Source organism: Pseudomonas solani, from assembly GCF_026072635.1.
GTDB classification, from domain to species: Bacteria; Pseudomonadota; Gammaproteobacteria; order Pseudomonadales; family Pseudomonadaceae; genus Metapseudomonas; species Metapseudomonas solani.
In genome coordinates, this window is sequence record NZ_AP023081.1 from 4,365,725 (window position 1) to 4,390,882 (window position 25,158).

23 protein-coding genes and 2 pseudogenes are annotated in these 25,158 nt (G+C 68.4%); 14 read left to right on the top strand and 11 right to left on the bottom strand.

The features are described from left to right. Nucleotides 1-54: 54 nt before the first annotated feature. From PSm6_RS19895 to PSm6_RS19925, 8 genes and pseudogenes are all read left to right on the top strand, one after another. Nucleotides 55-663, top strand: coding sequence for a flavin reductase family protein (locus PSm6_RS19895; protein ID WP_043243263.1), 609 nt, complete (start codon nucleotides 55-57; stop codon nucleotides 661-663). Nucleotides 664-1,771: 1,108 nt separating this feature from the next. Beyond that, nucleotides 1,772-1,915, top strand: a pseudogene (locus PSm6_RS30545) (HAMP domain-containing protein); the annotation flags it as partial. Between the two features lie 393 nt (nucleotides 1,916-2,308). Next, nucleotides 2,309-2,818 (top strand): annotated as a pseudogene (locus tag PSm6_RS30550) (methyl-accepting chemotaxis protein); the annotation flags it as partial. A 153-nt stretch (nucleotides 2,819-2,971) separates the two neighbouring features. After that, nucleotides 2,972-3,889 carry an AAA family ATPase gene (locus PSm6_RS19905; RefSeq protein ID WP_021220371.1) on the top strand — a complete coding sequence of 306 codons (918 nt, stop codon included), beginning with the start codon at nucleotides 2,972-2,974 and terminating at the stop codon, nucleotides 3,887-3,889. Next, nucleotides 3,889-4,848 carry a DUF58 domain-containing protein gene (locus tag PSm6_RS19910; protein ID WP_021220370.1) on the top strand — a complete coding sequence of 320 codons (960 nt, stop codon included), beginning with the start codon at nucleotides 3,889-3,891 and terminating at the stop codon, nucleotides 4,846-4,848. The genes PSm6_RS19905 and PSm6_RS19910 overlap by 1 nt, the downstream gene beginning before the upstream one ends. Next, on the top strand, nucleotides 4,845-6,839 hold the full coding sequence (locus tag PSm6_RS19915; RefSeq protein WP_021220369.1) for a transglutaminase TgpA family protein: 1,995 nt from the start codon (nucleotides 4,845-4,847) through the stop codon (nucleotides 6,837-6,839). The genes PSm6_RS19910 and PSm6_RS19915 overlap by 4 nt, the downstream gene beginning before the upstream one ends. 34 nt (nucleotides 6,840-6,873) lie before the next feature. Next, complete coding sequence (locus PSm6_RS19920) at nucleotides 6,874-7,635, top strand: CHAD domain-containing protein (protein ID WP_043243265.1); 762 nt, start codon at nucleotides 6,874-6,876, stop codon at nucleotides 7,633-7,635. A gap of 296 nt (nucleotides 7,636-7,931) precedes the next feature. After that, nucleotides 7,932-8,729, top strand: coding sequence for an acyl-CoA thioesterase (locus PSm6_RS19925; RefSeq protein ID WP_043243266.1), 798 nt, complete (start codon nucleotides 7,932-7,934; stop codon nucleotides 8,727-8,729). A gap of 4 nt (nucleotides 8,730-8,733) precedes the next feature. Here the strand turns inward: PSm6_RS19925 and PSm6_RS19930 are convergent, their stop codons facing one another. From PSm6_RS19930 to PSm6_RS19950, 5 genes are all read right to left on the bottom strand, one after another. Next, complete coding sequence (locus PSm6_RS19930) at nucleotides 8,734-10,308, bottom strand: GGDEF domain-containing protein (RefSeq protein ID WP_265168040.1); 1,575 nt, start codon at nucleotides 10,306-10,308, stop codon at nucleotides 8,734-8,736. Between the two features lie 5 nt (nucleotides 10,309-10,313). Next, nucleotides 10,314-10,817: a putative pterin-binding protein gene (locus PSm6_RS19935; RefSeq protein ID WP_265168041.1), complete on the bottom strand. Its 504-nt coding sequence runs from the start codon at nucleotides 10,815-10,817 to the stop codon at nucleotides 10,314-10,316. Between the two features lie 103 nt (nucleotides 10,818-10,920). Further along, a complete protein-coding gene (locus PSm6_RS19940; protein WP_021220364.1) occupies nucleotides 10,921-11,277 on the bottom strand; it encodes an Mpo1-like protein in 357 nt (118 codons plus the stop codon). 90 nt (nucleotides 11,278-11,367) lie between these two features. Continuing rightward, nucleotides 11,368-12,849 (bottom strand): methyl-accepting chemotaxis protein, encoded by a 1,482-nt coding sequence (locus tag PSm6_RS19945; protein ID WP_021220363.1) that lies wholly within the window; start codon nucleotides 12,847-12,849, stop codon nucleotides 11,368-11,370. A gap of 104 nt (nucleotides 12,850-12,953) precedes the next feature. Continuing rightward, on the bottom strand, nucleotides 12,954-13,760 hold the full coding sequence (locus PSm6_RS19950; protein WP_265168042.1) for a TatD family hydrolase: 807 nt from the start codon (nucleotides 13,758-13,760) through the stop codon (nucleotides 12,954-12,956). A gap of 229 nt (nucleotides 13,761-13,989) precedes the next feature. On the opposite strand from PSm6_RS19950, the gene PSm6_RS19955 reads away from it, so the two are divergent. Then, on the top strand, nucleotides 13,990-15,411 hold the full coding sequence (locus PSm6_RS19955; protein ID WP_021220361.1) for an MltF family protein: 1,422 nt from the start codon (nucleotides 13,990-13,992) through the stop codon (nucleotides 15,409-15,411). Nucleotides 15,412-15,522: 111 nt separating this feature from the next. Continuing rightward, nucleotides 15,523-15,957 carry a DoxX family protein gene (locus PSm6_RS19960; protein ID WP_021220360.1) on the top strand — a complete coding sequence of 145 codons (435 nt, stop codon included), beginning with the start codon at nucleotides 15,523-15,525 and terminating at the stop codon, nucleotides 15,955-15,957. Between the two features lie 48 nt (nucleotides 15,958-16,005). Here PSm6_RS19960 and PSm6_RS19965 read toward each other — a convergent pair whose 3' ends face one another. The 3 genes from PSm6_RS19965 to thpR all read right to left on the bottom strand — a co-directional run bounded on the left by PSm6_RS19965 (nucleotide 16,006) and on the right by thpR (nucleotide 18,774). Then, nucleotides 16,006-17,043 (bottom strand): lipase secretion chaperone, encoded by a 1,038-nt coding sequence (locus PSm6_RS19965; RefSeq protein WP_021220359.1) that lies wholly within the window; start codon nucleotides 17,041-17,043, stop codon nucleotides 16,006-16,008. Nucleotides 17,044-17,098: 55 nt separating this feature from the next. Continuing rightward, nucleotides 17,099-18,031, bottom strand: a complete 933-nt coding sequence (locus tag PSm6_RS19970) for a triacylglycerol lipase (protein ID WP_265168043.1) — start codon at nucleotides 18,029-18,031, stop codon at nucleotides 17,099-17,101. Nucleotides 18,032-18,228: 197 nt separating this feature from the next. After that, a complete protein-coding gene (gene thpR, locus PSm6_RS19975) occupies nucleotides 18,229-18,774 on the bottom strand; it encodes an RNA 2',3'-cyclic phosphodiesterase (RefSeq protein WP_043243272.1) in 546 nt (181 codons plus the stop codon). A 203-nt stretch (nucleotides 18,775-18,977) separates the two neighbouring features. On the opposite strand from thpR, the gene PSm6_RS19980 reads away from it, so the two are divergent. Beyond that, nucleotides 18,978-19,286 (top strand): class I SAM-dependent methyltransferase, encoded by a 309-nt coding sequence (locus PSm6_RS19980; RefSeq protein ID WP_184489293.1) that lies wholly within the window; start codon nucleotides 18,978-18,980, stop codon nucleotides 19,284-19,286. Between the two features lie 11 nt (nucleotides 19,287-19,297). On the opposite strand, the gene greB is transcribed toward PSm6_RS19980, so the two are convergent. The 3 genes from greB to PSm6_RS19995 form a co-directional block, all read right to left on the bottom strand. After that, entirely contained in the window at nucleotides 19,298-19,795 is a 498-nt protein-coding gene (gene greB, locus PSm6_RS19985) for a transcription elongation factor GreB (protein WP_043243273.1), read from the bottom strand. An 85-nt stretch (nucleotides 19,796-19,880) separates the two neighbouring features. Next, entirely contained in the window at nucleotides 19,881-22,385 is a 2,505-nt protein-coding gene (locus PSm6_RS19990; protein ID WP_265168044.1) for an ABC transporter permease, read from the bottom strand. Continuing rightward, entirely contained in the window at nucleotides 22,385-23,068 is a 684-nt protein-coding gene (locus PSm6_RS19995; protein WP_031288068.1) for an ABC transporter ATP-binding protein, read from the bottom strand. Before PSm6_RS19995 ends, PSm6_RS19990 begins: the two co-directional genes overlap by 1 nt. 10 nt (nucleotides 23,069-23,078) lie before the next feature. Between PSm6_RS19995 and PSm6_RS20000 the strand changes: the two genes are divergently transcribed. The 3 genes from PSm6_RS20000 to PSm6_RS20010 all read left to right on the top strand — a co-directional run bounded on the left by PSm6_RS20000 (nucleotide 23,079) and on the right by PSm6_RS20010 (nucleotide 25,074). Beyond that, nucleotides 23,079-23,684 carry an arylesterase gene (locus PSm6_RS20000; protein ID WP_021220352.1) on the top strand — a complete coding sequence of 202 codons (606 nt, stop codon included), beginning with the start codon at nucleotides 23,079-23,081 and terminating at the stop codon, nucleotides 23,682-23,684. Nucleotides 23,685-23,752: 68 nt separating this feature from the next. After that, a complete protein-coding gene (locus tag PSm6_RS20005) occupies nucleotides 23,753-24,034 on the top strand; it encodes a hypothetical protein (RefSeq protein ID WP_021220351.1) in 282 nt (93 codons plus the stop codon). Nucleotides 24,035-24,108: 74 nt separating this feature from the next. Beyond that, on the top strand, nucleotides 24,109-25,074 hold the full coding sequence (locus tag PSm6_RS20010; protein WP_265168045.1) for a L,D-transpeptidase family protein: 966 nt from the start codon (nucleotides 24,109-24,111) through the stop codon (nucleotides 25,072-25,074). The last annotated feature ends 84 nt before the right edge of the window (nucleotides 25,075-25,158 follow it).

Below are 25,158 nucleotides of genomic sequence, written 5' to 3' on the forward strand. Positions count from 1 at the left end.
GGGAGGGCGCGGGGCATAATCCGCCCATCCCCCTCCCGCTTCCCGGAGCCCCCGATGCAGCTCGACTTCACCACCCTCAGCCCCCTCGACGCCTACCGCTGGCTGGCCTCCACCGTGACGCCGCGGCCCATCGCCTGGGTGTCCAGCCAGGCGGCGGACGGCACCCAGAACCTGGCGCCGTTCAGCTTCTTCCAGGTGATCAGCGATGCGCCGCCGACGCTGATGGTGAACGTCAACAACCGTGCCGATGGCAGCCTCAAGGACACCCTGCGCAACGTCCAGGAAACCGGGCAACTGGTGATCCAGCTGGTGTCCCAGGCCTTCGCCGAAGCGATGAACGCCAGCTCCGCACAGCTGCCGAGCGAGGTCAGCGAGTTCGAGGCCTGCGGCATCGCCACCGAGCCGTCGCTGCGGGTGGCACCGCCGCGGGTCAAGGGCGTGCCGGTGGCCTTCGAGTGCGAGCTGGTGGAGGTACAGCCCTACCCGCGGGAGAACCCCAACTGCCACCTGATCTTCGCCCGCGTGCTGCTGGCCCATATCGACGAGGCGGTGCTCAACGAGCAGGGCCGAGCCGACCCGCACAAGCTCGACCTGGTGGGGCGCCTGGGCGGCAGCGCCTACGTGCGCACCCAGGACACCTTCAACCTGGTGCGCCCGACCTGACCCAGGGGGGATTCTGGCGCCGGCTCCCCGGCGCCTGCTCTGAAAGCGACCTCCGCATAGCTAAAACCTCCATTCGGCCGACCCCTGGCAGGGTTATGGCTTGTCGCCAGTACCGTCTCACTCCTAAGTTCGCGCTGTTGTTCCGGCGACGCGTGGCGCGCCGCCGGTCACCCGGTGAGGAGGAGTCCCCATGGCATCGGTTCTGCAACGTGGTATCGCCAGCCTCGGCACGGCGAAGAAGCTGACCCTGGGCTTCGGCGTGGTGCTGGCGCTCACCGCCGTGGTGGCCGCCACCGGCTTCTCCGCGCTGCGCGGTGTGGCCGCCGGCGCCAGCCTGCTGGAGCGTACCGATGCGCTGGAAGGCGAGGTGCTGCGCATCCGCCTGATCGAGAAGGATTACGCCCTGACCGGCGACGCCAAGCAGGCCGAGGCGTTGCACCAGGCGACCCAGGCCCTGCAGGAGCACGGCCAGGCGCTGGCGGCGGACCTCGGCGATGCCAGCCGGCAGGCCCTGGGCCAGGTGGACCAGGCGGTAACCACCTACCGCGCGGCCTTCGACCGCTACGTGGAACTGACCGACAACATGCGCCTGTCCCTGGAGGCGGCCAACTGGCTGGTGGTCAGTGCCTCCAACAGCCTCGACGTGCTGCAGTCGGGCCTCAACGAGGACGGCGTCGACCTGCTGAAAAGTTCCCAGGGCGCGGAAGGTGCCGAGATGGTCGCCCAGGGCGGCGAGATCAGCCGCGTCTACCAATCCCTGCTGCTGGCCCTGAACCAGGCCCGGGTGCGCCTGGAGCAGAGCCGCAGCAGCGGCGAGATCGACGAGAGCGCCATCCAGGAGGCGCTGGATGCGCAGAAGCTCGCCGGCGAGCTGCGCGAGAGCATGAAGGACCCGGGCTACGCCGCAGTGCTCACCGAGGTGATCGGCAATATCGATTCGTTCAACGAGCGCCTCAAGGAATACACCGGCCACCTGCGCCAGCAGAAGGTGGAGTACCAGGCGCTGGTCGGCGCCGCCGAGGTGATCGTTCAGGCCGTCGACCAGGCTTCCGCGCTGCAGAAGGAGGCGATGCTCGCCCAGCAGAAGGCCAGCTCGCTGCTGATCCTCATGGCCAGCGCCCTGGCCCTGGTCATCGGCCTGGCGGCCACGGTGCTGATCGCCCTGCTGATCGTGCGCCCGCTGCAACGGGTGATCGCGGTGGCGCGGCAGATTTCCGCCGGCGATCTCAGCGTCGAGATCGAGGTGGACCGCAGCGACGAAGTGGGCCAACTGCTGGAGGCCATGCGCGGCATGTCGGCCAACCTGCGTGACATGGTCGGCCGGCTGCAGGGCGGGGTGATGCAGATTTCTTCCTCGGCCCAGGCGCTGTCCTCGGTCACCGAGCAGACCCGGGTCGGCGTCAACGGTCAGAAGCTGGAGACCGACCAGGTGGCCACCGCCATGAGCGAGATGACCGCCACCGTCCACGAAGTCGCGCGCAACGCCGAGGCGGCCGCGGCCTCCACCCAGAGCGCGGACAGCAAGGTCAGCAATGGCAGCGAAGTGGTGCGCCAGACCCTGGGGCGCATCAACCAACTGGCCGCGGCCATGGAGGCGGCGACCCGGAGCATCGAGCACCTGAGCCACGAGACCCAGAGCATCGGTTCGGTGCTGGACGTGATCAAGAGCGTGGCCGAGCAGACCAACCTGCTGGCGCTGAACGCCGCCATCGAGGCGGCGCGCGCCGGCGACCAGGGCCGTGGTTTCGCCGTGGTGGCCGACGAGGTGCGCGCGCTGGCCAAGCGCACCCAGCAGTCCACCGCCGAGATCGAGCGGCTGATCGCCACCCTGCGCGACGGCGTGCGCCAATCCGTGGAGCGCATGCAGGAGAGCGGGGCGCTGGTGGAGATGACGGTGCAGGACGCCAATCACACCGAGCAGGCCTTGAGCGGCATCGCCGAGGCGGTGGCGGTGATCCACCAGATGAACCAGCAGATTGCCGCCGCCGCCGAGCAGCAGAGCGCCGTGGCCGAAGAGATCAACCGCAGCGTCACCAGCATCCGCGACATCGCCGACCAGTCCGCCATGGCCATGGAGGAAACCGCCAGCTCCAGCACCCAGCTGGCCTCCCTGGGCCGCGACCTGCAGGCGATGGCGGGGCATTTCCGCTTGTAGTCCCCGGGCGGTTAGCTTTGAGGTGTTCAGGCGCTCTGGCGTGCCGTTGCGCTGGGGCGGACCTGGCGCACGGTTTCGTCAGCAAAAATTGCAGGGCGCTTTGCCATCTCCGTGCCCACCGGTAGCATCGGCCCATTGTTTCGGGAGCTTGCGATGCGAACCAGACTGGATGCCTGCCTCAACGCCGTTAACCAGGTCGTGCTGGGCAAGGAGCCCCAGGTGCGCCTGGCGCTGACCTGCCTGCTGGCCCGGGGTCACCTGCTGATCGAAGACCTGCCCGGCATGGGCAAGACCACCCTCAGCCATGCCCTGGCGCGGGTGCTGGGGCTGAGCTTCCAGCGCATCCAGTTCACCTCCGACCTGTTGCCCGGCGACATCCTCGGCACCTCGGTGTTCGACAAGGACACCGGCCAGTTCGTCTTCCACCCGGGCCCGGTATTCGCCGAGCTGGTGCTGGCCGACGAGATCAACCGCGCCACGCCCAAGAGCCAGAGCGCGCTGCTCGAAGCCATGGAGGAGGGCCAGGTGACCATCGAGGGCGCGACCCGGCCGCTGCCCGAACCCTTCTTCGTCATCGCCACGCAGAACCCTGTGAGCCAGGGCGGCACCTTCGCCCTGCCGGAATCGCAGCTGGACCGCTTCCTCATGCGCCTGTCCCTGGGCTACCCGGCCCGTGTGGCGGAGAAGGCCCTGCTGCTGGGCGAAGCGCGCCGGGAGATCCTGCCGCGCCTGGAGCCGGTGCTGGACCACGCCGAGCTGGCGCTGATCCAGGCCGAGGTGCCGAAGATCCGTGTCAGCGATGCACTGGTGGACTATGTGCTGCGCCTGGTGGAGGCGACCCGCTCCCACGCCCAGTTCGCCTGGGGCCTGTCGCCGCGTGCCAGCCTGGCACTGCTCGCTGCTGCCCGCGCCTGGGCGCTGCTGGCCGGGCGTGATTATGTGATCCCCGAGGACGTACAAGCCGTGCTGCCTTCGGTAGTCGGCCACCGCCTGCGGGAGCAGGCCGACCCGGCCGGCCACGGCGGCGGCGCCCTGGTGCAGTGGCTGCTGCGCGAAGTCCCGGCGCTCTGATGCTCAGGCAGCGCGTGCGGCCGCGCTGGAACCGCTGGCTGGCGAAACGGATTCCGCCCGCCGCCGAGGTGCGCCTCAACCAGCGGCGCATCTTCATCATCCCCACGCGCACCGGCCTGGCCTTCGGCATCGCCCTGGTGCTGATGCTGCTGGTGGCGATCAACTACCAGAACAGCCTGGCCTATGGCCTGACCTTCCTGCTGCTGTCGATGTTCATCCTGACCATCCTCCACACCTTCCGGAACCTCGCCGGCATGACCTTGCGCGCCGCGGGCGCCCCGGCGGTGTTCGTCGGCGAGCGGGCGCGCTTCCGGGTGCGCCTGGAGAGCGAGCGCCAGCCCCACCAGGCCATTGCCCTCGGCTGGCCGCCGGCCGAGTTGCAGGCCCAGGACGTGCCCGCCGGCGGTTCCTGCGATTGCGAGGTGGACCTGCCGGCCGAGCGCCGTGGCTGGTTGCGCCCGGGGCGCCTGCGGGTGGAAAGCCGCTTTCCCCTCGGCTTGCTGGTGGCCTGGAGCTGGGTGGACCTGGACCAGGCGGCGCTGGTCTACCCGCGCCCGCTGCCCGGCGACCTGCCCATGGGCACTGGTGGCCGCCGGGACGACGAGGAGGAGGGCGTACGCGTGCTCGGCCGTGGTGCCGACGACTACCAGGGGCTCAAGCCCTACCAGCCCGGCGACTCGCGGCGGCGCCTGCACTGGAAGGCCTATTCCCGGGGCCAGGGCCTGTTCATCAAGGATTTCGCCGCCCTCGCCGGTGCCGACCTGTGGCTCGACCTGGAGGGCCTGGAAGGCGAGCTGGAAAGCCGGCTGTCGTTGCTCTGCCACTGGGTGCTGACCTTCACCGAGCGCGGCCAGCCCTTCGGCCTGCGCCTGGGCGGCCAGGAGCTGCGCCCGGACGTCGGTGAGCTGCACCGCGATGCCTGCCTGCGCGCGCTGGCCCTTTACGGGGTGGCGCGATGAGCCCGGTGCAGCCGATCCCGCGCATCGCCCTGACCTGGCTGCTGGTGGCCCAGGTGCTGGTGATCCTGCCGCACCTGTTCCACCTGCCGCTGTGGATCATCGGCCTGTGGCTGGTGTGCGCCGGCTGGCGGGTGCAGGTGTTCCGCATGCGCGCGCGCTACCCCAGCGGCCTGGCCAAGGTGCTGATGATGGTCGGCGCTGGTACGGGGGTGCTGCTGTCCCGGGGCAGCCTGATCGGCCTGGACGCCGGCGTGGTGCTGCTGGTGGCGGCCTTCATTCTCAAACTGGTGGAGATGCGCACCCGGCGCGATGCGCTGGTGCTGATCTTCCTCGGCTTCTTCACCGTGGTGACCGCCTACCTGTTCGACGATGGCATGCTCGCCGCGGTCTACAGCCTGTTGCCGGTGACCGCGTTGCTGGCCTCGTTGATCGGCCTGCAGCAGAGCGCCTTCGCCGCGCGCCCGCTGGCCACCCTGCGCCTGGCGGCGACCCTGCTGGCCCAGGCACTGCCATTGATGCTGCTGCTGTTCCTGTTCTTCCCGCGCATGGGGCCGCTGTGGTCGCTGCCACTGCCCAGCGACAAGGGTGTGACCGGGCTTTCCGACAGCATGGCGCCGGCCGATATCGCCGAGCTTAGCCAGTCCGCCGAGCTGGCCTTCCGCGCCTCCTTCGACGGGCCACCGCCGCCGCGTCGTGAGCTCTACTGGCGTGCGCTGACCCTGGAGCGTTTCGATGGCCGCCGCTGGTCGCAGTCCGAAGCCAGCCAGTTCAACACCCCGGCACAGTGGGAGAAGCGCGGCGAGCCGCTGGACTACAGCGTGGTGATGCAGCCCAGCGCGCGGCCCTGGCTGTTCGCCCTGGACGTGGGCGAGACCAGCCTCGAAGACACCCGGCAGATGATCGACTTCCACCTGCAGCGGCGGCGCCCCGTGGACCGCTCGTTGCTGTACCGGGTGACCTCCTGGCCGGACGCGCTGCGTGACCCGGCGCTCGACGACCGCGTACGCCGGCGCACCCTGCAGTTGCCCGAGCAGGGCGACCCGCGCAGCCGCGCCTGGGCCGCCGAGCTCAAGGCCCGGCACCCGGTGACGGAGGACCTGGTGCAGGCGCTGCTGCAGCATTTCAACCGCGAGCCCTACGTCTACACGCTGAAGCCGCCGCCGGGCGGGGCGAACAGCGTGGACGAGTTCCTCTTCGACAGCCGCCGGGGCTTCTGCGCCCACTACGCCGGGGCCATGACCTTCGTTCTGCGTTCGGCCGGGGTGCCGGCGCGGGTGGTGGCCGGCTACCAGGGCGGTGAGATCAACCCGGCGGGCAACTACGTGGCGGTGCGCCAGTTCGACGCCCACGCCTGGGTCGAGTACTGGACGCCGGAGAAGGGCTGGACCAGCGTCGACCCGACCTTCCAGGTGGCGCCCAACCGCATCGAGCAGGGGCTGGAGGAGGCGGTGGCCGAGGAGCAGAGCTTCCTCGAGAACTCGCCCTTCTCGCCGCTGCGCTACCGCCAGGTGGGCTGGGTGAACCAGCTGCGCCTGGCCTGGGACCAGCTCAACTACGGCTGGCAGCGCTGGGTCCTGGGCTACCAGGGCGAGGTGCAGATGCAGGTGCTGCAACGCTGGTTCGGTTCACTCGACGCCCGCACCTTCGCCCTGTTGCTGGTGGGCGGTGGCGGCATCCTGGTGGGCCTGGTGGCGTTGTTCATGTTCAAGCCCTGGCGCCGCGAGCGTGACCCGCAGCTGCGCCTGTTCCAGGGCTTCGAGCGGGCCCTGGGTCGCCAGGGCGTGCGTCGTGGCAAGGGCGAAGGCCCGCGCGACTATGCGGCCAGGGCGGCCCTCGCGTTGCCGGCGCAGGCGCCACTGATCGAGGAATTCGCCCGCCGCTACGAGGCGCTGCGGTATGCTGGCGAGCCTTTGCCACCGGCAGAGCTCGCGCAGGCATTGAAGGCCTTGCGCAGGGCCCTGCCCTGGCGTCTTACCCGCGTGGAGCGCTGATCGGAGCGCGCCCGCCCTCTCGGATGATCGTTCCATGCCCGCCATGCTCGACGACCTGATCGCCCAGGTCCTGACCCTCGAAATCAAGCTGCTGTCCTGCCGCGCACGCCTTGAGGCCGACACCGATGGCGAGGCGCTGCACGACCTGCGCATCAATATCCGTCGCCTGCGCAGCCTGCTGCGGCCCCTGCGCGACCTGCCCGCTGCCGACGTGCTCGATGACGCCGCCCACGAGGTGGGGGCGCTGAGTACACCGCTGCGTGACCTGGAGGTGCTGGTCGTCGAGCTGGAAAGCCACGGCCTGGTGCAACTGGCCGAGTTGCGCCGCCAGCGGGTGCGCGCGGGCTACACCGCGTTGCTGGCAGCGCCGGCCCTGGCGCAACTGTTCCGGGTGCTGGATGCCTGGCCGCAGCTGCTGCGCATCTCCCACCGCGAAGGCTTGCTGGAAAAGCCGCGCAAGAGCATCCGCAAGCGCCTGGCCAAGGATTGGAAGCGCCTGGAGCAGGCCCTGGCGGACCCAGCCCACGACCGTCACCGCCTGCGCCTGCTGATCAAACGTGCCCGCTACGGCAGTGAGGCGTACCCGCACCTGGTGGACGTCACCGACAAGACCCAGCGTCTGCTCAAGGGCGCGCAGACCGCCCTCGGCAAATGGCACGACCGCCTGCAATGGCTGGCGATGGCCGAGCAGGAGCCCGACCTTGCGCCCCGGGTGAAGGCCTGGAGCGTGGCCATGCACGGCGCCGAGGTGCGTTCGGACCGGGTGCTGGATAAGTTGCAAGCGAGCCTGGGCTGATCCTGCCTCGCCGTTGAGTCCGGCGTGGGTCGGGGGCAACCCGACTGCTCCCTGCAGGGTTGCTTCTTGGTTTACCCGCCCGGCGGTGGGTGTTCCGGGAGGCCCCGCGTCGATGGGATTCGCTTCGTTCTTCCCATCCTACGTCGCGGGTGCGATCCCGAAGGCGCCATCAGCGCGCCTGATGGCCTGGCATTTTTCCCCTCCCCGTTGTCGCTACCCGCTTGAAGGTTGGCTTTCTAGCGCCGGGGCAATCCCCTAACATCCCCCCACTTTCGATTTCAGCGGGTGAGTTGAGCATGAAGTTTTCCCAGTTGATCCAGGCGGTGCGCAGCAACCCCGCAGCGGTGGTGGTGCCCAGCGCCTGGGCTCAGGGGCGAGCCAGCTTCGGTGGCCTGGTGGCCGCGCTGGCCTATGAGGCGATGAGCGCCAAGGTGAGCGACGGGCGCCCGGTGCGCTCGCTGGCGATCACCTTCGTCGGACCGATGGAAGCCGAGGTGCCGGCCAGCTTCGAGGCCGAGGTGCTGCGCGAGGGCAAGGCGGTGAGCCAGATGTTCTGCCGCGCGGTGCAGAACGGCCATACCGTGGCCGTGGTGCAGGGCAGCTTCGGCGCCTCGCGGGAGTCGGCGATCGATGTGGCGGCCGAGCCGGCGCCGGTGATCAAGCCGGCGGAGGAATGCCAGGAGCTGCCCTTCCTGCGCGGCGTGACGCCGGAGTTCACACGCTTCCTGGCCATGCGCTGGGGCATCGGCAGCATGCCGTTCACCAACAACCCGGCCCGTGAAATGGGCGGCTGGGTGCGTTTCCGTGGCGATGTGGAAGACGAGCCCGTCGAGGTGGCGCACCTGCTGGCGCTAGTGGATGCCTGGCCGCCGGCGGTGCTGCCGCACCTGCGCAGCCCGGTGCCGGGCAGCTCGCTGACCTGGACCATCGAGTTCGTGCAGCCATTGCCGGCCGTGGGCACCCTGGAGTGGTGCCTGTACCGCGCCGAGATCGAACACGCCCGTGATGGCTACGGCCATGTCTCGGCCCGCCTGTGGACACCCTCCGGCGAGCTGGTGGCGCTGAGCCGGCAGACGGTCACCGTCTTCGGTTGAGCCTTCAGACGGGCGCGACTTCCACGCGGTTGCGCCCGGCCTGCTTGGCCCCATAGAGCGCCGCGTCGGCGCGGCCGAGCAGCGATTCGAGGCTTTCGCCGGGGCGTTTCTCGGCGATGCCCAGGCTCAGGGTGATCCGCAGTACATCACCCTCGGGCAGGTCGACGCGCAGGGCCTCGATGCCGGCGCGCAGGCGCTCGGCCACCAGCGCGGCCTTGCCATCCCCCGTTTCCGGCAGGATCGCCGCGAACTCTTCGCCCCCCAGGCGCCCGAGTACGTCCACGCCACGCAGGCAGTCGCGCATCACCCGTGCCGTGGCGCGCAGCGCGTCGTCGCCGATGGCGTGGCCGTGGCCGTCGTTGACCGCCTTGAAGTGGTCGATGTCCATCATCAGCACCGAGCACGGGTGCCCGAAGCGTTCGGCCTGGCGCAGCATGTCTTCGGCGCGCTGCATGAAGGCGCGGCGGTTGTCGAGGCCGGTGAGGCCGTCGGTGGTGGCCAGGGTCAGCAGCTCGTGTTCCATGCGCTTGCGCAGGCTGATGTCGTAGCTCCAGACCAGGTGCGCAGGCTCGCCCTCGAGCTCGACGATACGGCCGAAGACCACGCCCCAGTAGGGCGCCGCCTTGCCGAGCAGGGCTTCCCAGTCGTCGATCTGGCGGCGCTCTTCGAGGGCGGCGCGGAAGCGATGGGCCTCGGACTCGGCGGCGAACAGCCGATCCAGGGAGAACAGCGAGCCCCGCTGCAGCCCCTGGCGGACGATCAGGCGCTGGTTGACGAAGTGCACCTTGCCGGACTCGGCGCCGATCAGGGCGACGTCGCTGGGACTGGCTTCGAGGATGTGCTTGAGCAGCTCGCGGCCTTCGCTGAGGGCGAGCGTGCGGGCCTCGACACGGCTTTCCAGGGTGTGGGCGAGCTCGCCCAGGCTTTCGCTCAGCCGGCGGGCCTCGCGGAAGCTGTAGATCAGATGGGTGACCAGCAGGGCCCCGCCCAGCAGCAGCCCGAACAGGGCCCAGGCGAGCTTGCTGAAGTAGCCGTAGAGGCGCTGGCGCTCTTCGTCCAGCTCATTGGTGAGGGAGATGTTGGCCGCCACCATCACCTCGTGCATGGCGTGTTGCAGCGGCGGCAGTTCCTGGAGGATCTCGGCGCTGGTGGCGCGTGCAGAGGCCTGGTCGTTCCAGTCGACGCGGCTCAGCCAGCGCTGGCTGAGTTCGGCCACGCGCTGCAGGGTGCGGGTGTTCTCCGGGCGCGCGCTAGGCAGGAAGTCGAACAGATGATGGCCTTCGATGGGCCGGGCCAGGCTGCGCAGCACGCCGAGGCGCACCACCAGCTGGGTGGCGCTGCTGTGTCCGTGCTCGATGCGTTGCGCTTCCTCGACCAGGCGGTCCATGCCGTTGCGGATCTGGTAGACCTGCCACAGCTCGCCGTGGGAGCCGGGGCGGCCGAGCTGCCGCGCTTCGTTGACCACCAGCCATAGCGAACCACCGGCGGTGATCGCCATGACCAGCATGATGACCAGGAGGACCGCCATCACCAGCCGCTTGCGCGGCAGGGAAATACTGTCGGCAAAACTGTCGGGCATGGTCGCTACTCGATGTAGATGTCACTCAGTTGCCAGATGGCACGGTTGTAGTACTTCTGCACGCGCAATTCGGCGTGGGCGTTGAAGGGGTACATGAGGAAGAGCGGTCCGTAGGCTTCCACCGCCATGGGCTGGCCGTCGCGGGAATAGGCGATCACCGGCTGGTAGCGCTCGATGTCGCTGGCGGGGATCACCACCGAGTAGTCGTTGAGAGCACGCAGGTGCAGTTCGGTGGGGTGCTGCAGGTCCGCCGGGAGCTGCTGGAGGAACTGGCTCAGGGGCACGCCGTACCAGTCGGAGACCTTGTCGTCGCTGGGCCCGCGTGCACGCAGGTTGACGCCGGGCATCGCCTGGAGGTCGCGCAGGGTGAACACTCGGGGGCTGGCACCGGGCAGGTGCAGGCGCAGGGCGGGGATATCCAGGGGATAGCTGGACTGCTCGCCCTGAGCGAGGGAGTACAGGGCGAAAGTCAGAAAAATGGTGACAAGTATCTGTCGCTTTGACGGCATGCGACGTCCCTCATACAGCGTGGTGCCAGCATATCGTCATTTTTGCGGCCAGCTTGAGCCTTTCCGACGAAAGTAATGGCGCTTTGCTGGCAAGGACCTGGTGTCAGGGGCGGTTGCGCCAGTTGCGCCACCAGGCGCCGCTGAACAGGAAACGCGGGAAGGTGACGAACTGCTCGGTCAGCAGGCGGCCCACGGCGTCCTTGCGGTCCAGGAAGGGCTCGGGGGCCTCCGCTTCCAGCCGGTGCCCGTGGGATTGCAGGCCCAGGGAGGCGATCAGGCCGATCACCCCGAGGACGACGGGCAGGAAGCGCCAGGTGAACAGGCCGTTGAGCAGCACCAGGGTGGCGACGATGAACAGCGGCACGGCCAGCAGGTGCAGCACCAGGTTGGTGGGGTTGCGGTGGTTCCTGGCGTAGGTCTTCCACTGCCAGGTGCGGAGGTTGGGGTGACGTTTGCCCATGGTGCGGATTCCTTGAAGGATTGCGGGCAAGTCTAGGCCGGCCCCGGGAGGGCCGGCGAATGGGTTCTGACTATGGGCGGGATAGTCCGCTCAGAGCTTGAGCTGGCGGATGGCGCGAGACAGTTCGCTGGCGAGGTTGGCCAGCTCGGCGCTGGTGGAGGCCGAGCCAACGGTCTGGCTGACGGTGAGTTCGGTGACGTCGCGGATGCCGACCACGGCGCGGGTCATTTCCTCGGCCACATGGCTTTGCTGCTCCGCCGCCACGGCGATCTGCGTGTTGCTCTGGCGCATCTGCGCCACGGCGCCGGTGATGGCGGCCAGGGCTTCGCCGGCTTCATGGGCCTGCTGCACGCAGCTGTCGGCCTTGAACGAGCTTTCCTGCATGAATTCCACGGCGTCGCGAGTGCCGGACTGCAGGGCGAGGATCATGCTGGTGATCTCGTCGGTGCTGTCCTGCACGCGCTTGGCGAGGTTGCGCACCTCGTCGGCCACCACGGCGAAGCCACGGCCCATTTCACCGGCGCGGGCGGCCTCGATGGCGGCGTTGAGGGCGAGGAGGTTGGTCTGCTCGGCGATGCCGTGGATGACGCTGACCACGCTGCTGATCTTCTGGCTGTCTTCGGCCAGTTTCTCGATCATCTCGGCGGTCTGCTGCACGCCGCTGGAAAGCCCGGCGATGGACTCACCGACGCGGCTGACCACGCTCTGGCCGGCGCCGGCGAGCTGGTCGGCGGTCTGCGACTGGTCGCGGGTGTCGGCGGCGTGCTGGGCGATGTGGTGGACGGTGGCGGACATCTCGTTGATGGCGGTGGCGGCCTGGTCGGTCTCGCTCTGCTGGCCGAGCATGCCCTGGCGCACTTCGCCCATGCTCGAGGCCAGGCGCGCGGCCCCTTCGTCGAGGCGTTCGGTGACCTGGGCGACGGTGCCGACCACGCGCTGGAAGCCCGCCTGCATGGCATTGAAGGCGCTGGCCATCTGGCCCACCTCGTCGCGGCTGTCCAGCGGTACGCGGGCGGACAGGTCGCCGCTCTTCTCCACGTGCAGCATCACGTCCTTGAGGGTGTTGAGGTGGCTGAGGAGGAAGCGGATCAGCAGTTGCGAGGAGGCCAGCAGCGCCATCATCAGCAGGAACACGGTGACCGCGTAGTTGAACATGCGCGAGGTGAAGACCTCGACGAGGCTCGGGGCGTGGGCCAATACGGCGATGCGCTGGCCGTCGGCGGCATCCTGAACCTGGGCGCCGATCACCGGGTCACTGCCGAACAGGGCGTCGTGATCCAGCTCGACCCAGCCGTTGGCGCGGGTCAGCGCGGCGCTGTCGACACCCTGCACCTGCGGCGCGCTGCCGGCGGCGAAGCGGACCACGCCGTTGCCGCCGGGCAGGGCCTGCCCGGCGGGCCAGGCGCGTAGCAGGGCTGCCTGGGCCTGGGCCGACTCGCGGGCACTTTCCACGCGGGCGTCACGCTCGAGGCTGATGGCGTGCAGCACCAGCAGCAGTGTGGTGATGAAGGCGACGGCGTTGACCGCCCAGAACTTGTACTTCAGGGAAAGATCGCGCATCCAGTTACCCATGTTCTGTTCTTTTTTCTCGGAGGCTAGGCAAGGTGCCAGCATTGTTTCGCAGCACTGTGACGTGATCGTTGATCCGTATCAATCCGCCTCTTTACAGGAACAGGTTAGGCGATGTTCGGCAGCCCGAAAAATGCGCGTGCACAAGCGGTGGTGTGCTCGGCCAGGTGTTCGAGTGTTTCACCGCGGTGACGCGCCACTTCCATGAGCACCTCGGGCAGGAAGGCCGGTTCGTTGCGGCCGCTCTTGGGCTTCGGCCGCAGGCTGCGTGGCAGCAGGTAGGGCGCGTCGCTTTCCAGCATCAGCCGGCCCTGGGGAATCTCGCGTACCAGCGGGTGCAGATGGGTGCCCCGGCGCTCGTCGCAGATCCAGCCGGTGATGCCGATGTGCAGGTCCAGGTCGAGGTAGGAGAAGAGGGCGCGCTGCTCGCCGGTGAAGCAGTGCACCACGGCGGCCGGCAGGCGGTCGCGGAACTGCTTGAGGATGGCCAGCAGGCGCTCATTGGCGTCGCGCTCGTGGAGGAACACCGGCAGGCCCAGTTCGACGGCCAGGGCCAGTTGCTCTTCCAGGGCCTTTTCCTGCTGCGGGCGTGGGGAGAAGTCGCGGTTGAAATCCAGGCCGCACTCACCCACGGCGCGTACTTCCGGCTCGGCCAGCAGGGCGTGCAGGTGGCGGGCGCTGTCGGCGTTCCACTGGCTGGCTTCGTGGGGGTGCAGGCCGGCGGTGCTGAACAGGTGGCCGCCTTCGGGGTCGAGCTGACGCACCAGTGCCAGCGCTTCTTCGGCATCGGCCACGCTGGTGCCGGTGAGGACCAGTTGCGCCACGCCAGCGGCGAAGGCGCGTTCGAGCAGTGCTTCACGCTCTGCGGCAAAGCTTGAATGGGTCAGATTGACGCCAATGTCGATGAGTTGCATGGTGCTACCTCGGACGCGAGCGGAGCAGAATAGCAAAGCTTGTCGAATAGAAGAAAAGCCAATACTTACAATTGCTTATGGGTGTTTGTTGAAGTTGTTACAGCGTTGTGGCTGGCGTCGACGGCCGAGCTGTGACACTCTCCGCGCCCCTCGCACGCCCGGAATTCCGTCCGGGCGCTGCGCTCTCAGACGGTCGGTTCGCACCCTGCAGCCCTGACCGGGAGATTCGATGACCCGACCGCTGCTGCTTCTGTTGTGCCTGCTCGCCCTGCTGCCGTTCCCGGCGGCAGCGCGCCTGGCTGGCCCGCCGGAAGCCTGGCAGCAGCCGAGCGAGGCCCGTGACCTGGCGCAGATCCGCCGCAGCGGGGTGCTGCGTGTGCTGGTGAACCAGAGCCGCAACAGCTCCGGCGAGATCAAGGGCGAAGCCATCGGCATCGAATACCACCGCATCCGCGCCTTCGAGCAGTACCTCAACCGCAATGCCCGCGACGGCCGTGAGCTGGAGGTGAAGATCATCCCCAGGGCCAAGGACCAGTTGCTGGCCGCCTTGCTGCGCGGCGAGGGCGACCTGGTAGCCCCCGGCGAGCTGGTGGACCCGCGCAGCGGCGGCGAGGTCAGCGCCAGCGCCCCGATCCGCCGCCATGTGCCGCTGCTGCTGGTGAGCCGCAGTGGCGATCGTCGCTACCAGCGCCTGGAGCAGCTCGCCGGGCGCAGCATCGCATTGCCCGCCGGCAGCGCGGCGGCCGAGGCCCTGCGCCGGGTCAACCAGCAACTGGCAGAACGCAAGCTGGCGCCCATCGTCATCGAGTGGGTCGATTCGAGCCTGGCGGTGGAGGATGTGCTGGAGATGGTCCAGGCCGGCATCTTCCCGCTCACTGCCGTCGAGCAACCCATTGCCGAGCGCTGGGCCAAGGTGATGCCCAAGCTGCGTATAGAGAAGCACCTGGTGCTGGACAACCAGCGCGACATGACCTGGTTCGTGCGCCGCGACGCGCCGATGCTGCGGGCCAGCATCGATCGCTTCCTCGCCGGCTACAACGCGCCCTCCGACCAGGATGCCACCTTCCAGCGCGTCTACCGCCGCCTGTACAAGGTGCACAGCCCCCTGGCCCGAGCCGACCGGCAGCGCCTGGAGAAGGTGCGCCCGGTGCTGCAGCGCTTCGCCGACCAGCATGCCTTCGATTGGCTGAACCTGGCCGCTGTGGCCTTCAAGGAATCCAGCCTCAACCCGGCCGCCCGTGGCGCCAGTGGGGCCACCGGGCTGATGCAGATCACCCCGGGTGCGGCGCGCACCGTGGGCGTGGGCAATATCCACGCACTGGAGAACAATGTGCAGGCCTCGGCCAAGTACCTGGCGATGCTGCGCAAGGGCTTCTTCAACAGCGCCCAGCTCAACGAGCGCGAGCGCATGGCCTTCACCCTGGCGGCCTACAACGTCGGCCCGCAGCGGGTGCAAAGCCTGCGCGCGGAGGCCCGCCGCCGGGGGCTGAACCCCAACCAGTGGTTCTTCCAGGTGGAACGCATCGCCGCCGAGCAACTGGGAATGGGGGTGGTGAGCTACGTCAGCGCGGTGAACAAGTACTACCTGGCCTATGACCGCGAGCGCTATCTGCTGGAGCCGCAGAAGAAAGTGGCAAGCAGAGGGAAGTGATCGATTTTATCGATTTAAATACTGCGTTTTTTGCGGTTTTAATATCGAAAAAATCAACTAATATGGCTTCCGTCTGAACCCACACACTCCTCACACGAAAGGAAACGCGACATGAGCAACCCGATCAAACGCATTCTCTCCACCAACGCCGGTATCGGCATCACCCTGCTGCGCGTGGTGACCGGCCTGACCTTCGCCGCCCACGGTTCGCAGAAGCTCTTCGGCCTCTTCGGCGGCTATGGCCTGGAAGGCACCGGCCAGTGGATGGAAAGCATCGGTCTGGCTCCTGGCTACCTTCTGGCCCTGATGGCAGGCAGCGCCGAGTTCTTCGGTGGCCTGGCCCTGGTGATCGGCCTGCTGGTTCGCCCTGCCGCCGCGTCGCTGATCGTCGCCATGGTGGTTGCCATCTTCAGCGTGCACTGGGCCAGCGGCTTCTTCATCACCAACGGTGGTTATGAGTACGCGCTGATCCTCGCCCTGATCTCCGGCACCCTGCTGATCGAAGGCGCCGGCCGCTTCTCCCTGGACCGCACGTTCAGCCAGTAACCCGCTGCGAACTCGAAGAAGGCCCGCCATGTGCGGGCCTTCTGCATTTCAGGGCTGCTGCGCGCGGGCGGCGGCCAGCTCCAGGGCGGCATCCAGGCGCTGGCGCTCGCGTTCGTCGAACTTCTCCTCGGCCAGGCGCTGGATGGCGGCACGGCGGTCGCCGTCGCTGAGCCCCTGGTTGGCTTCGATGCGTGCTTTCTCCGCCTGGAAGGCGCCGATCCGCTGCTTCCAGCCTTGGCGCTGCTGGTCCAGTGCCTCCAGGCGCTGGGTGGCTTCGCCGCCGACCAGTTGCTGGCGCAGGCGGCGGATTTCGGCTGGTGTGGCGCCCTTGGCCTGCAGCTGCTCGGTCTGGACATGCAGCTCGGCCTGCAACTGCGGCAGCACGCTGTCCTGCAGTTCTTCGGGCAGGCCCTGGCGCAGGCGGTCGACGGCGGCGGCCTTGGCGGCATCGTCGAGGGCGGCGTCATGGACGATGGCCAGGCGATCGAGGGTGAAGCGGTTGTAGGTTTCCTCGCTGGCGAAGAACACCTGGTGCACCTCGGCGCTGAACAGACGGGCGCGCAGGGCATTCACCGCGGCTTCGCGCTGGCGCATGGCGTCGAAGTCCGCCAGTTGCGGCAGGTCTTTCTCGAGTTGCACCAGTTGCCGCTTGTAGTCCAGGTATTGCTCGAGCAGCGCCAGGGCCTGGCCTTCGGCCGGCTCTTGCAACTGGGCGGTGATGTAGCCGCGCAGACGCTGGATGGAGATGCCGATGGGCTCTTCGCCTATGGCACTGAGGAAGTAGTCGAAGATGCGGCGGATGTCTTCGGTGATCAGCAGGTTGCCGCCTGCATCCAGCTGGAAGCGCCCATCGACCTGGGTACCGGCGAAGGAGGCGGGCAGGGCGGGCACTTGCGCCGGCAGGGCAGGCGGCAGGTTGTCGGCGGAGGTTGGGACATCGGCGATGGCGATGGGCTCATCGCTGGCGAGCTGCTCGGCACCGCCCGGTGCACGGTGGGCGTTGCCGTCGGAGGCGGATTGCAGGTAGAGGATCGCGGCCAGGCAGCCGGCGAAGACCAGGGGCAGGGACAGCAGGACTCTTTTCACGGTGGTCGCTCGCAGGTCGGCAGGAGGCGGGGCCCGCAGGCCCCGCCGGGGCGGCTTAGAGGCCGTCGTTCTTCAGGCGGTTGGCGTGCTGGCGGTAGACGGTCACCGGGTCGGTCTCGAACAGGCTGGTGAGGCCGAAGGTCTGGTTGACCTCGTCGAGGTGGTTCATCCGGTAGTTGTCACGCACCACCTTGCCCAGGTGGGAGCTGCAGCGGCCGACCAGGCCGTCGGTGGCTTCGCCCTTGAAGGTGAGGGCGGTGGCGCCGAGCAGTACGTCGCTGATGTCGAGTACGTTGGTCAGCGGGTTGGTGCCGCTCCAGGAGTAGTAGCGCACGCCATTGACCTGGTAGGCGCCCTCGCCACAGGCGCTGGTGGGAATGCCCTGGGGGAACTTGGCGTTGAACCGGGCGGCGCCCTGGCTGTTGAGCGACTCCAGCGAGCCAAGGCCGTTCTGCGGCAGGGTGCTCTTGCTGCCGGAGAGGAAGTTGATCAGCGAGCCGAGGCCGTTGACGATGCCGGCGACGATCGCCTCGCTAGTGGAGCCGGGCGGGATCTGGCGCAGGAAGTCGGCGGTGGCCGAACCCTTGTGCGGGCCGCCGACGCTGGTGGCGGAGGCGACCAGGTCCGGGCGCACGCCTGCCACGTAGCGGATGGTCGGGCCGCCGTGGCTGTGGCCGATCAGGTTCACCTTGCGTTTGCCGCTGATGGCGACGATTTCCTCGACCTGTTCCAGCAGCTCTTCGCCGCGGGCTTCCGAGGTGTTCAGCTGGCTGACTTCTGTGACGTAGACCGAGGCGCCATCACGACGCAATGCCGAGGGGATTCCATACCAGTAGTCGATGCCGAGGATGCTATCGAAGCCAAGCATGCCGTGGGCGAGGACCACGGGGTACTTGGTCTGGGTGTAGCCGGTGGCGGCAAGGGCTTCGCCGGAGGCGGCGAGGCCGACTCCCAGGGCGAGGGCGAGCAGGATCTTGTTGTTGTTCATTGGTTGCTCTCGGTGATGGTGGAACAGGCAGTGGGTGCCTCCCTGCAAAGCCGCCGCGCCCATCCCGGACGCGTACAACAGCTGACGAGCACGGGCAGGAACCATGCCAGGGGCGCCGTTCGCGCGGCGCCCTGTCTGGGCTGGGTGTTTCACCGTTGTTTACAGCCGTTCACCGAAAGTTGGCGGGCGTTTCCCTGTTACTGAGTGAAACGCTCGTTTGAGTCCTGGGGCAGCAGCGGCCAGTTCCCGAGGGCGCGGTAATGGGCGCCCGAGGCCGTATTTTCCGAGGCGAAGAGAGCGAACTGGTTCACAGGCCAATCTAAGGTTGGGGCCGCTGCGCCGGGCAGGTGTGGGCAGTGTCGAGCCAGGGTCAGGTGCGGGTGGAAGGGCCGCCGTTCGATGGCGAAGCCCGCTGCGCGCAGCCCATCCTGCAGGTTGGCGGCCAGGGCCAGGAGCGCCGGCGGCGGGTGGTCGGGCGCCAGGTGCAGCAGGCCGTTGTGCCAGCAGCGCAACTGGTCGAGGCGCAGGGTGAAGGGCTCGCCCGCCAGGTTTTCGGCGATGGCCTTCAGTTCGGCGACGCAGCCGCGTGGCTGCTGGCCGAGGAAGGCGAGGGTCAGGTGCAGGTTGCGGGTGGCCACGGCTTTGCCTTCGCAGCGAGCGGCTTCTCGCCATAGGGCTATGCTCGTTGCCAACGGCTCGGGACAGGGCAGGGCGAAGAACAGGCGCAAGGGAGGTGTGGACATGGTCGCGAAGGCTCCAGGGCGACGTCTTGGTCGTATTGACAGTATTGCGGAGGCTTCTCTAGGATGCCGACCCATGCGCCGATTTAAGACAGCTACTTGCGGGGCGCGGAGATGGAGTCCATCTCGAAATACCGCTAAAGCGCTGGTTCGGTGTCGCCTCTCACCGCTGCCCAGCGGGATCAACGAGGCGGAGACATGACACCATGACCTGTCCCCAACCGCTCATTCGCCTGGCCCCCATCACCACGGGCCTGGTTTTGCGCAACCCCAGGGTTCTTCTCAGCGGCCCCCACCAGCCGACCATGCTGCGTTATCTCGACGGCTGGCCGAAGCGTTGGGCCGGGCCACGCAACCTGCTTATCCAGTTCGCCCTCGATGCCGGGTCGTTGCAGCGCTATGCCGCTGACAGCTTCGACATGGCCGTGGTGCAAGCGCCCCCCCGTGACGAGGTGGCGCTGATGGTCCGCGAGCTGGTGCGCGTTTCGCGCCAGGGCCTGATCACCCTGCGCTGAGGCGCGGGGCTTCAGGGGTATTCGATCTCCACCACGTACCAGCTCTTCTCGCCCGTCGGGGTGTGCACCAGCACCTCGGCATCCAGCGCCTTGCCCACCAGGGCGCGGGCCAGGGGCGAGTCGATGCTGATGTGGTTCTGCTTCAGGTCGAGTTCGTCGGGGCCGACGATGCGGTAGCGCGACTGTTCGCCCTCATCATCTTCCAGGGTCACCCAGGCGCCGAAGTAGACCTTGTTCGGGTCGGACGGACGTTCGCTGACTACCTTGAGGCTTTCCAGGCGCTTGGTGAGGAAGCGCACGCGGCTGTCGATCTCCCGCAGCATCTTCTTGCCGTAGGTGTACTCGGCGTTCTCCGAACGGTCGCCCTGGGCGGCGGCCTCGCTCACCGATTGGGTGACCTTGGGGCGCTTCACGTGCCAGAGCTCGTGCAGTTCGGCGCGCAGGCGGGCTTCGCCTTCGGGGGTGATCAGCGGGGTGCCGGCAGAACGTGGGGGGCGATAGCGACTCATGGCGTGATGCGACAGGCTCTAGGCGGGCGAAGAGGGGCGGAGTCTAGCAAGAGGTCGGCCCGCCTTGTACAGGCGGGCCGGGCGATCAGGCTTCGCGCAGCACCTGCAGCGGGCTGGCGTTGAGGGCACGACGGGTGCCGAGCACGCCGGCCCCACCCACCAGCAGTGCGCCCAGGGGCGGCAACAGCAGCAGCCAGGGGTGGGGGTGCCATTGCAGGTCGAAGGCCAGGGTGTAGAGCAGGGCGCTGACCAGCTCGCAACCCAGGGCGGCGAGCAGGCCGGCGGTGGCGCCGAGCAGGGCGAATTCGGCACGCCGCGCCTTCTGCAGTAGCGCCCGTTCGGCACCCAGGGCCCGCAGCAATGCACCCTGGCGAATGCGTTCGTCGAGGGTCGACTGCAGGCCGGCGAAGAGCACCGCGAGGCCGGCGGCGAGCACGAACAGCAGGACGAACTCCACCGCCACCGTGACCTGGGCGAGGATGCTGCGCAGCTGCGCGAGGATGGCTTCCACCTCCAGCAGGGTCACTGCCGGAAAGGCACGGGCCAGCTCCACCAGCTCGCGGTCGTGCTGCGGTGGCAGGTAGAAGCTGGTGAGGTAGGTGGCCGGCAGGTCGGCGAGGGAGCCGGGGGCGAAGATCATGAAGAAGTTCGGCTGGAAGTTGTCCCAGTCGACTTCCCGCAGGCTGGTGACGCGCACGTCGCGGCTGATGCCGCCAACGCTGAAGCTGAGGCGGTCGCCCAGCTGCAGGCCGAGGTTGGTGGCGAGCTTGGCTTCCACCGAGACGCCGGGCAGGTCGCCGGCCGGCACCTGGTCCCACCATTGCCCGGCCACCAGACGGTTGCCGCTGGGCAGGTCGGCCGCCCAGGTGAGGCTGAGGTCGCGCTGCAGGGCACGCTCGCCCTGGGACTCCTTGCTGGCGTGCTCCTTCGCCGGTTCGCCGTTGATGGCGGTGAGGCGGCCGGGCACCACGGGGAACAGCGGGGCCGGGTGGGGCGAAAGCTGGGCGAGGCGCTCGGCGAAGGCGTCCTTCTCGCCGGGCAGGACGTTGAGCACGAAGTAGTTCGGTGCGTCGGCGGGCAGCTGGTCCTGCCAGGTGTCCAGCAGTTCGCCGCGCAGCAGGGCGATCAGCGCCATCGCCAGGAGGATCAGGCCGAAGGCCAGGGATTGCCCGGCAGCGGCCAGCGGGTGGCGCAGCAGTTGGCCAAGGCCGAGACGCCAGGGCAGGGCGGCGCGGGCCAGCAGGCGGCGCAGGGCGTTGAGGCCGAGGAGCATGAGGCCGCCGAGGATCAGGGTGGCGAGCAGGCCGCCGCCGAGCAGGGCGAGGGTGAGCGCCAGGTCCAGGCTCAGGCGCCACATGATCAGCCCGAGGGCGAGCAGGGCGGCGCCGTACACCAGCCAGGAACTGGGCGGCACGGGTAGCAGGTCGCGGCGCAGCACGCGCAGGGGCGGGACACGGCCCAGGGCGGCCAGCGGCGGCAGGGCGAAACCGACCAGGGCCACCAGGCCGGTGGCGATGCCGGCAAAGGCGGGCAGCACACCGCCGGAGGGCACTTCCGCCGGCAACAATTCACGCAGCAGGTGGAACAGGCCGAGCTGGGCGAGCCAGCCGATCAGTGCGCCGAGAATGGCGGCGGCAAGGCCGAGCAGACCCAGTTGCAGGGTATAGAGGAGGAGCGCTTCGCGGCGCGACAAGCCCAGGCAGCGCAGCAGGGCGCTGGCGTCGAAGCGGCGGGCGGCGAAGCGGGCCGCCGACAGGGCCACGGCGACACCGGCCAGGAGTACGGCGGCGAGGCTGGCGAGGTTGAGGTAGCGCTCGGCACGGCTGAGGGCGCCGCCGACCTGGCGGTTGCCGTCGCGGGCGTCCTCGATGCGCTGGTTGGCCGCGAGGGTGGGCTCGAGGGTGTCGCGGTAGCTTTTCAGTGCCTCTTCCGGGCCGCTCCAGAGTTCGCGGTAGCGCACTCGGCTGCCGGGCTGCACCACGCCTGTGGCGTCGAGGTCGGCATGGTTCATCAACAGGCGCGGGGTGAGGCTGTAGAAGTCGCCGGCGCGATCGGGCTCGTAAGTGAGTACGCGGGTGAGGCGAAGGGTCTGCTGGCCGACGTCCACGCTGTCGCCGGGCTTGAGGTCCAGTGCGGTGAACAGGCGTGCCTCGGCCCAGGCTTCGCCGGGGGCGGGGCCGTTGCAGGGTTCTTCCGGGGCATAGGGGGCCGGTGCGCTCTTCAGCTCGCCGCGCAGGGGGTAGGGTTCGTCCACTGCCTTGACGCTGGCGAGCTGGATGCCGGCGTCACCGGCGATGACGCTGGAAAATTCGACGGCGCGGGCGTGGCGCAGGCCGAGCTGTTCACCCGCCGTGATCTGCTCCGGGGTCGCGGGGGAGGAGCCGCTGAGCAGCAGGTCGGCGCCGAGGAATTCGGTGGCGCGCAGGAGCATGGCGCCGTTCAGGCGGGCACCGAAGTAGCCGATGGCGCTGCTGGCAGCCACGGCCACCACCAGGGCGAAGAAGAGTACGCGCAGCTCGCCGGCACGGGCATCGCGCCGCAGTTGCCTGGCGGCCATGCCCAGCAGGCGCGAGAACGGCAGGCGCCCCATCAGGGTTCCACCCGGTCGACCAGGCGGCCGGACTCCAGGCGGATCAGGCGGCGGCAGCGATGGGCCAGGCGCTCGTCGTGGGTGACCAGGACCAGGGTGGTGCCGCGCTCCTGGTTGAGCTGGAACAGCAGGTCGCTGATGCGCTCGCCGGTGTGGCTGTCGAGGTTGCCGGTGGGCTCGTCGGCGAACAGCACGTCGGGTTCGGCGGCGAAGGCGCGGGCGATGGCGACGCGCTGCTGCTCACCCCCGGACAGCTGGCGCGGGTAGTGGCCCAGGCGCTGGCCGAGGCCGACGCGGTCGAGCAGGTGGCGGGCGCGTTCGCGGGCGTCTCTGCGGCCTTCGAGTTCCAGGGGCAGCATGACGTTTTCCAGGGCGTTGAGGCTGTCGAGCAACTGGAAGGACTGGAAGACAAAGCCGACGTGCTCGGCGCGTACGCGGGCACGCTGGTCCTCGTCGAGGCGGGCGAGGGCGTGGCCGGCCAGGCTGATGTCGCCGGAGCTGGGCAGGTCGAGCCCGGCGAGCAGGCCGAGGAGGGTGGATTTGCCGGAGCCGGAGCTGCCGACGATGGCCAGGCTGTCGCCCTGGGCCAGGTCCAGGTCCAGATCGTGGAGGATGGTCAACTCGCCTTCCGCGCTGGGAACCACTTTGCTAAGGTTCCGCGCATTGAGAATGCTTGCGCTCATGGAGAATCCGATGCGTGCTTGGTTGTTGGGCAGTTGCCTGGCGTTGATGGTGATGGCCCAGGAGGCTGCGGCGGGGACCGTGCTGGTCGTCGGGGATAGTATCAGCGCCGCTTTGGGGCTGGAAACCAGCCAGGGCTGGGTCTCCCTGCTACAGAAACGCATGGATGACGAGGGTTTCGAACACCGTGTGGTGAACGCGTCCATCAGTGGCGACACCAGTGCCGGCGGTGCTTCCCGGCTGCCCGCGCTACTTGGCGAGCACAAGCCGGAGCTGGTGATTATCGAGCTCGGTGGCAACGATGGGTTGCGTGGCCAGCCCCCTGCACAATTGCAACATAATCTTGCCGGCATGGTGGAGCAGTCGCAGAAAGCGGGTGCCAAGGTGCTGCTGCTGGGCATGCGCCTGCCGCCCAACTACGGCAAGCGCTACACCGATGCCTTCGCCCAGGTCTATCAGGATCTGGCGAGCGCCCGGCAGGTGCCGCTGGTGCCTTTCTTCCTTGAGGGCGTGGGCGGTGTCGAGGGGATGATGCAGGCCGATGGCATCCATCCGGCGGCGAGTGCCCAGGGCAAGTTGCTGGATAACGTCTGGCCAACCCTGAAGCCGTTGCTCTGAGGCGCTTCGGGAGGCTTTTCCGGGGCACGCCTTTCGGCTAAGGTTGCGCACCCGTCCTGGAGTCCTTCATGCCGCGCCCCGCCTGGTCCCTGCATGCCTATAAGCTGATCGAGCCCGACGAGCAGCTCGACCTGTTCGCTTGCCGCGAGGTGCGCCTGCACCTGGTCGCTCGCCAGCTTGAACTCGGCGGCCATGCGGACAGGACCCTGTGCGGGGGATTGCTGCCGGCGAAGCCGCGCTGGTGCGTGCTGGAAAAACCGCAGTTGCAGGACCGCCGCCTGTGCCCGGCCTGCCGCGCCGAACTGGACTCCCAGCGGGACGGCCACCGGCCCGAATGGTCCGACGGCTGAGCCCTCCCGGCGCGCTGCATGCCGGTGTACAATCCCGAGTCTTTTAATCAGCCACTTTTGCCAAGGATTACCGGATGTTGTCGCGCGTTCCCGCCGTCGCCCGTTCCCTGTCCCTGATCGCGCTCGCGCTTGCCGGTCACGCTGCAGCGCTGGAGCTGCCCCTGCCGCCCCCCGGCGAGGATATCGTCGGCCAGGTCCAGGTGATCAAGGCCAAGTACGAAGACACCTTCGCCGACATCGGCGTCGCCAATGACCTGGGTTACCTGGAGATGGTCGCGGCCAACCCGGGCGTCGATCCCTGGCTGCCGGGCACGGGCACCGAGATCCTCCTGCCGACCCGCTTCATCCTGCCGCCGGGCCCGCGCGAAGGCATCGTGATCAACCTGGCCGAGTACCGCATGTATTACTTCCCGAAAGGGCAGAACGTGGTGCACACCTTCCCGCTGGGGATCGGTCGCGAGGGTTGGGGTTCCCCGATCAACACCACCAAGATCACCGCCAAGACGCCGAACCCGGCCTGGTATCCGCCCAAGTCCATCCGTGAAGAGCACGCCGCCGATGGCGACCCGCTGCCCACCGTGGTGCCGGCGGGCCCGGACAACCCGCTGGGCCCGTTCAAGTTCACCCTGGGCCTGCCTGGCTACCTGATCCACGGTTCGAACAAGAAGTTCGGTATCGGCATGCGCGTCAGCCACGGTTGCTTCCGCATGCTCAACAACAACGTGCTGGCGCTGGCCAAGATGGCGCCGGTGGGCACGCCCGTACGCATCATCAACGAGCCCTACAAGTTCGGCGTGAGCGGCGGCAAGGTCTACATCGAGGCGCACACCCCGCTGAACGACCATGGCGACCCGTCGGTGGTGGACAAGCACGCCGCGGTGATCAACGCGCTGCTCAAGCGTGAAGACCTGGTCAACAGCATCCGCCTGGATTGGGAAGTGGTGCGTGAAGTGGTCGCGGCCGAAGACGGCCTGCCGGTGGAAATCGCCGAGCCTTCCGCTGCCGTGGCCAACAGCGAGCCCGCTGCCCCCAGCTTCTAAGCGGCGCTGAACAGCCCGCCTGTCCTCATAGGGCGGCGGGCTTTTTCATGTCTGTGGAAATGTGCCGGGGTGGAATCGCAGGCA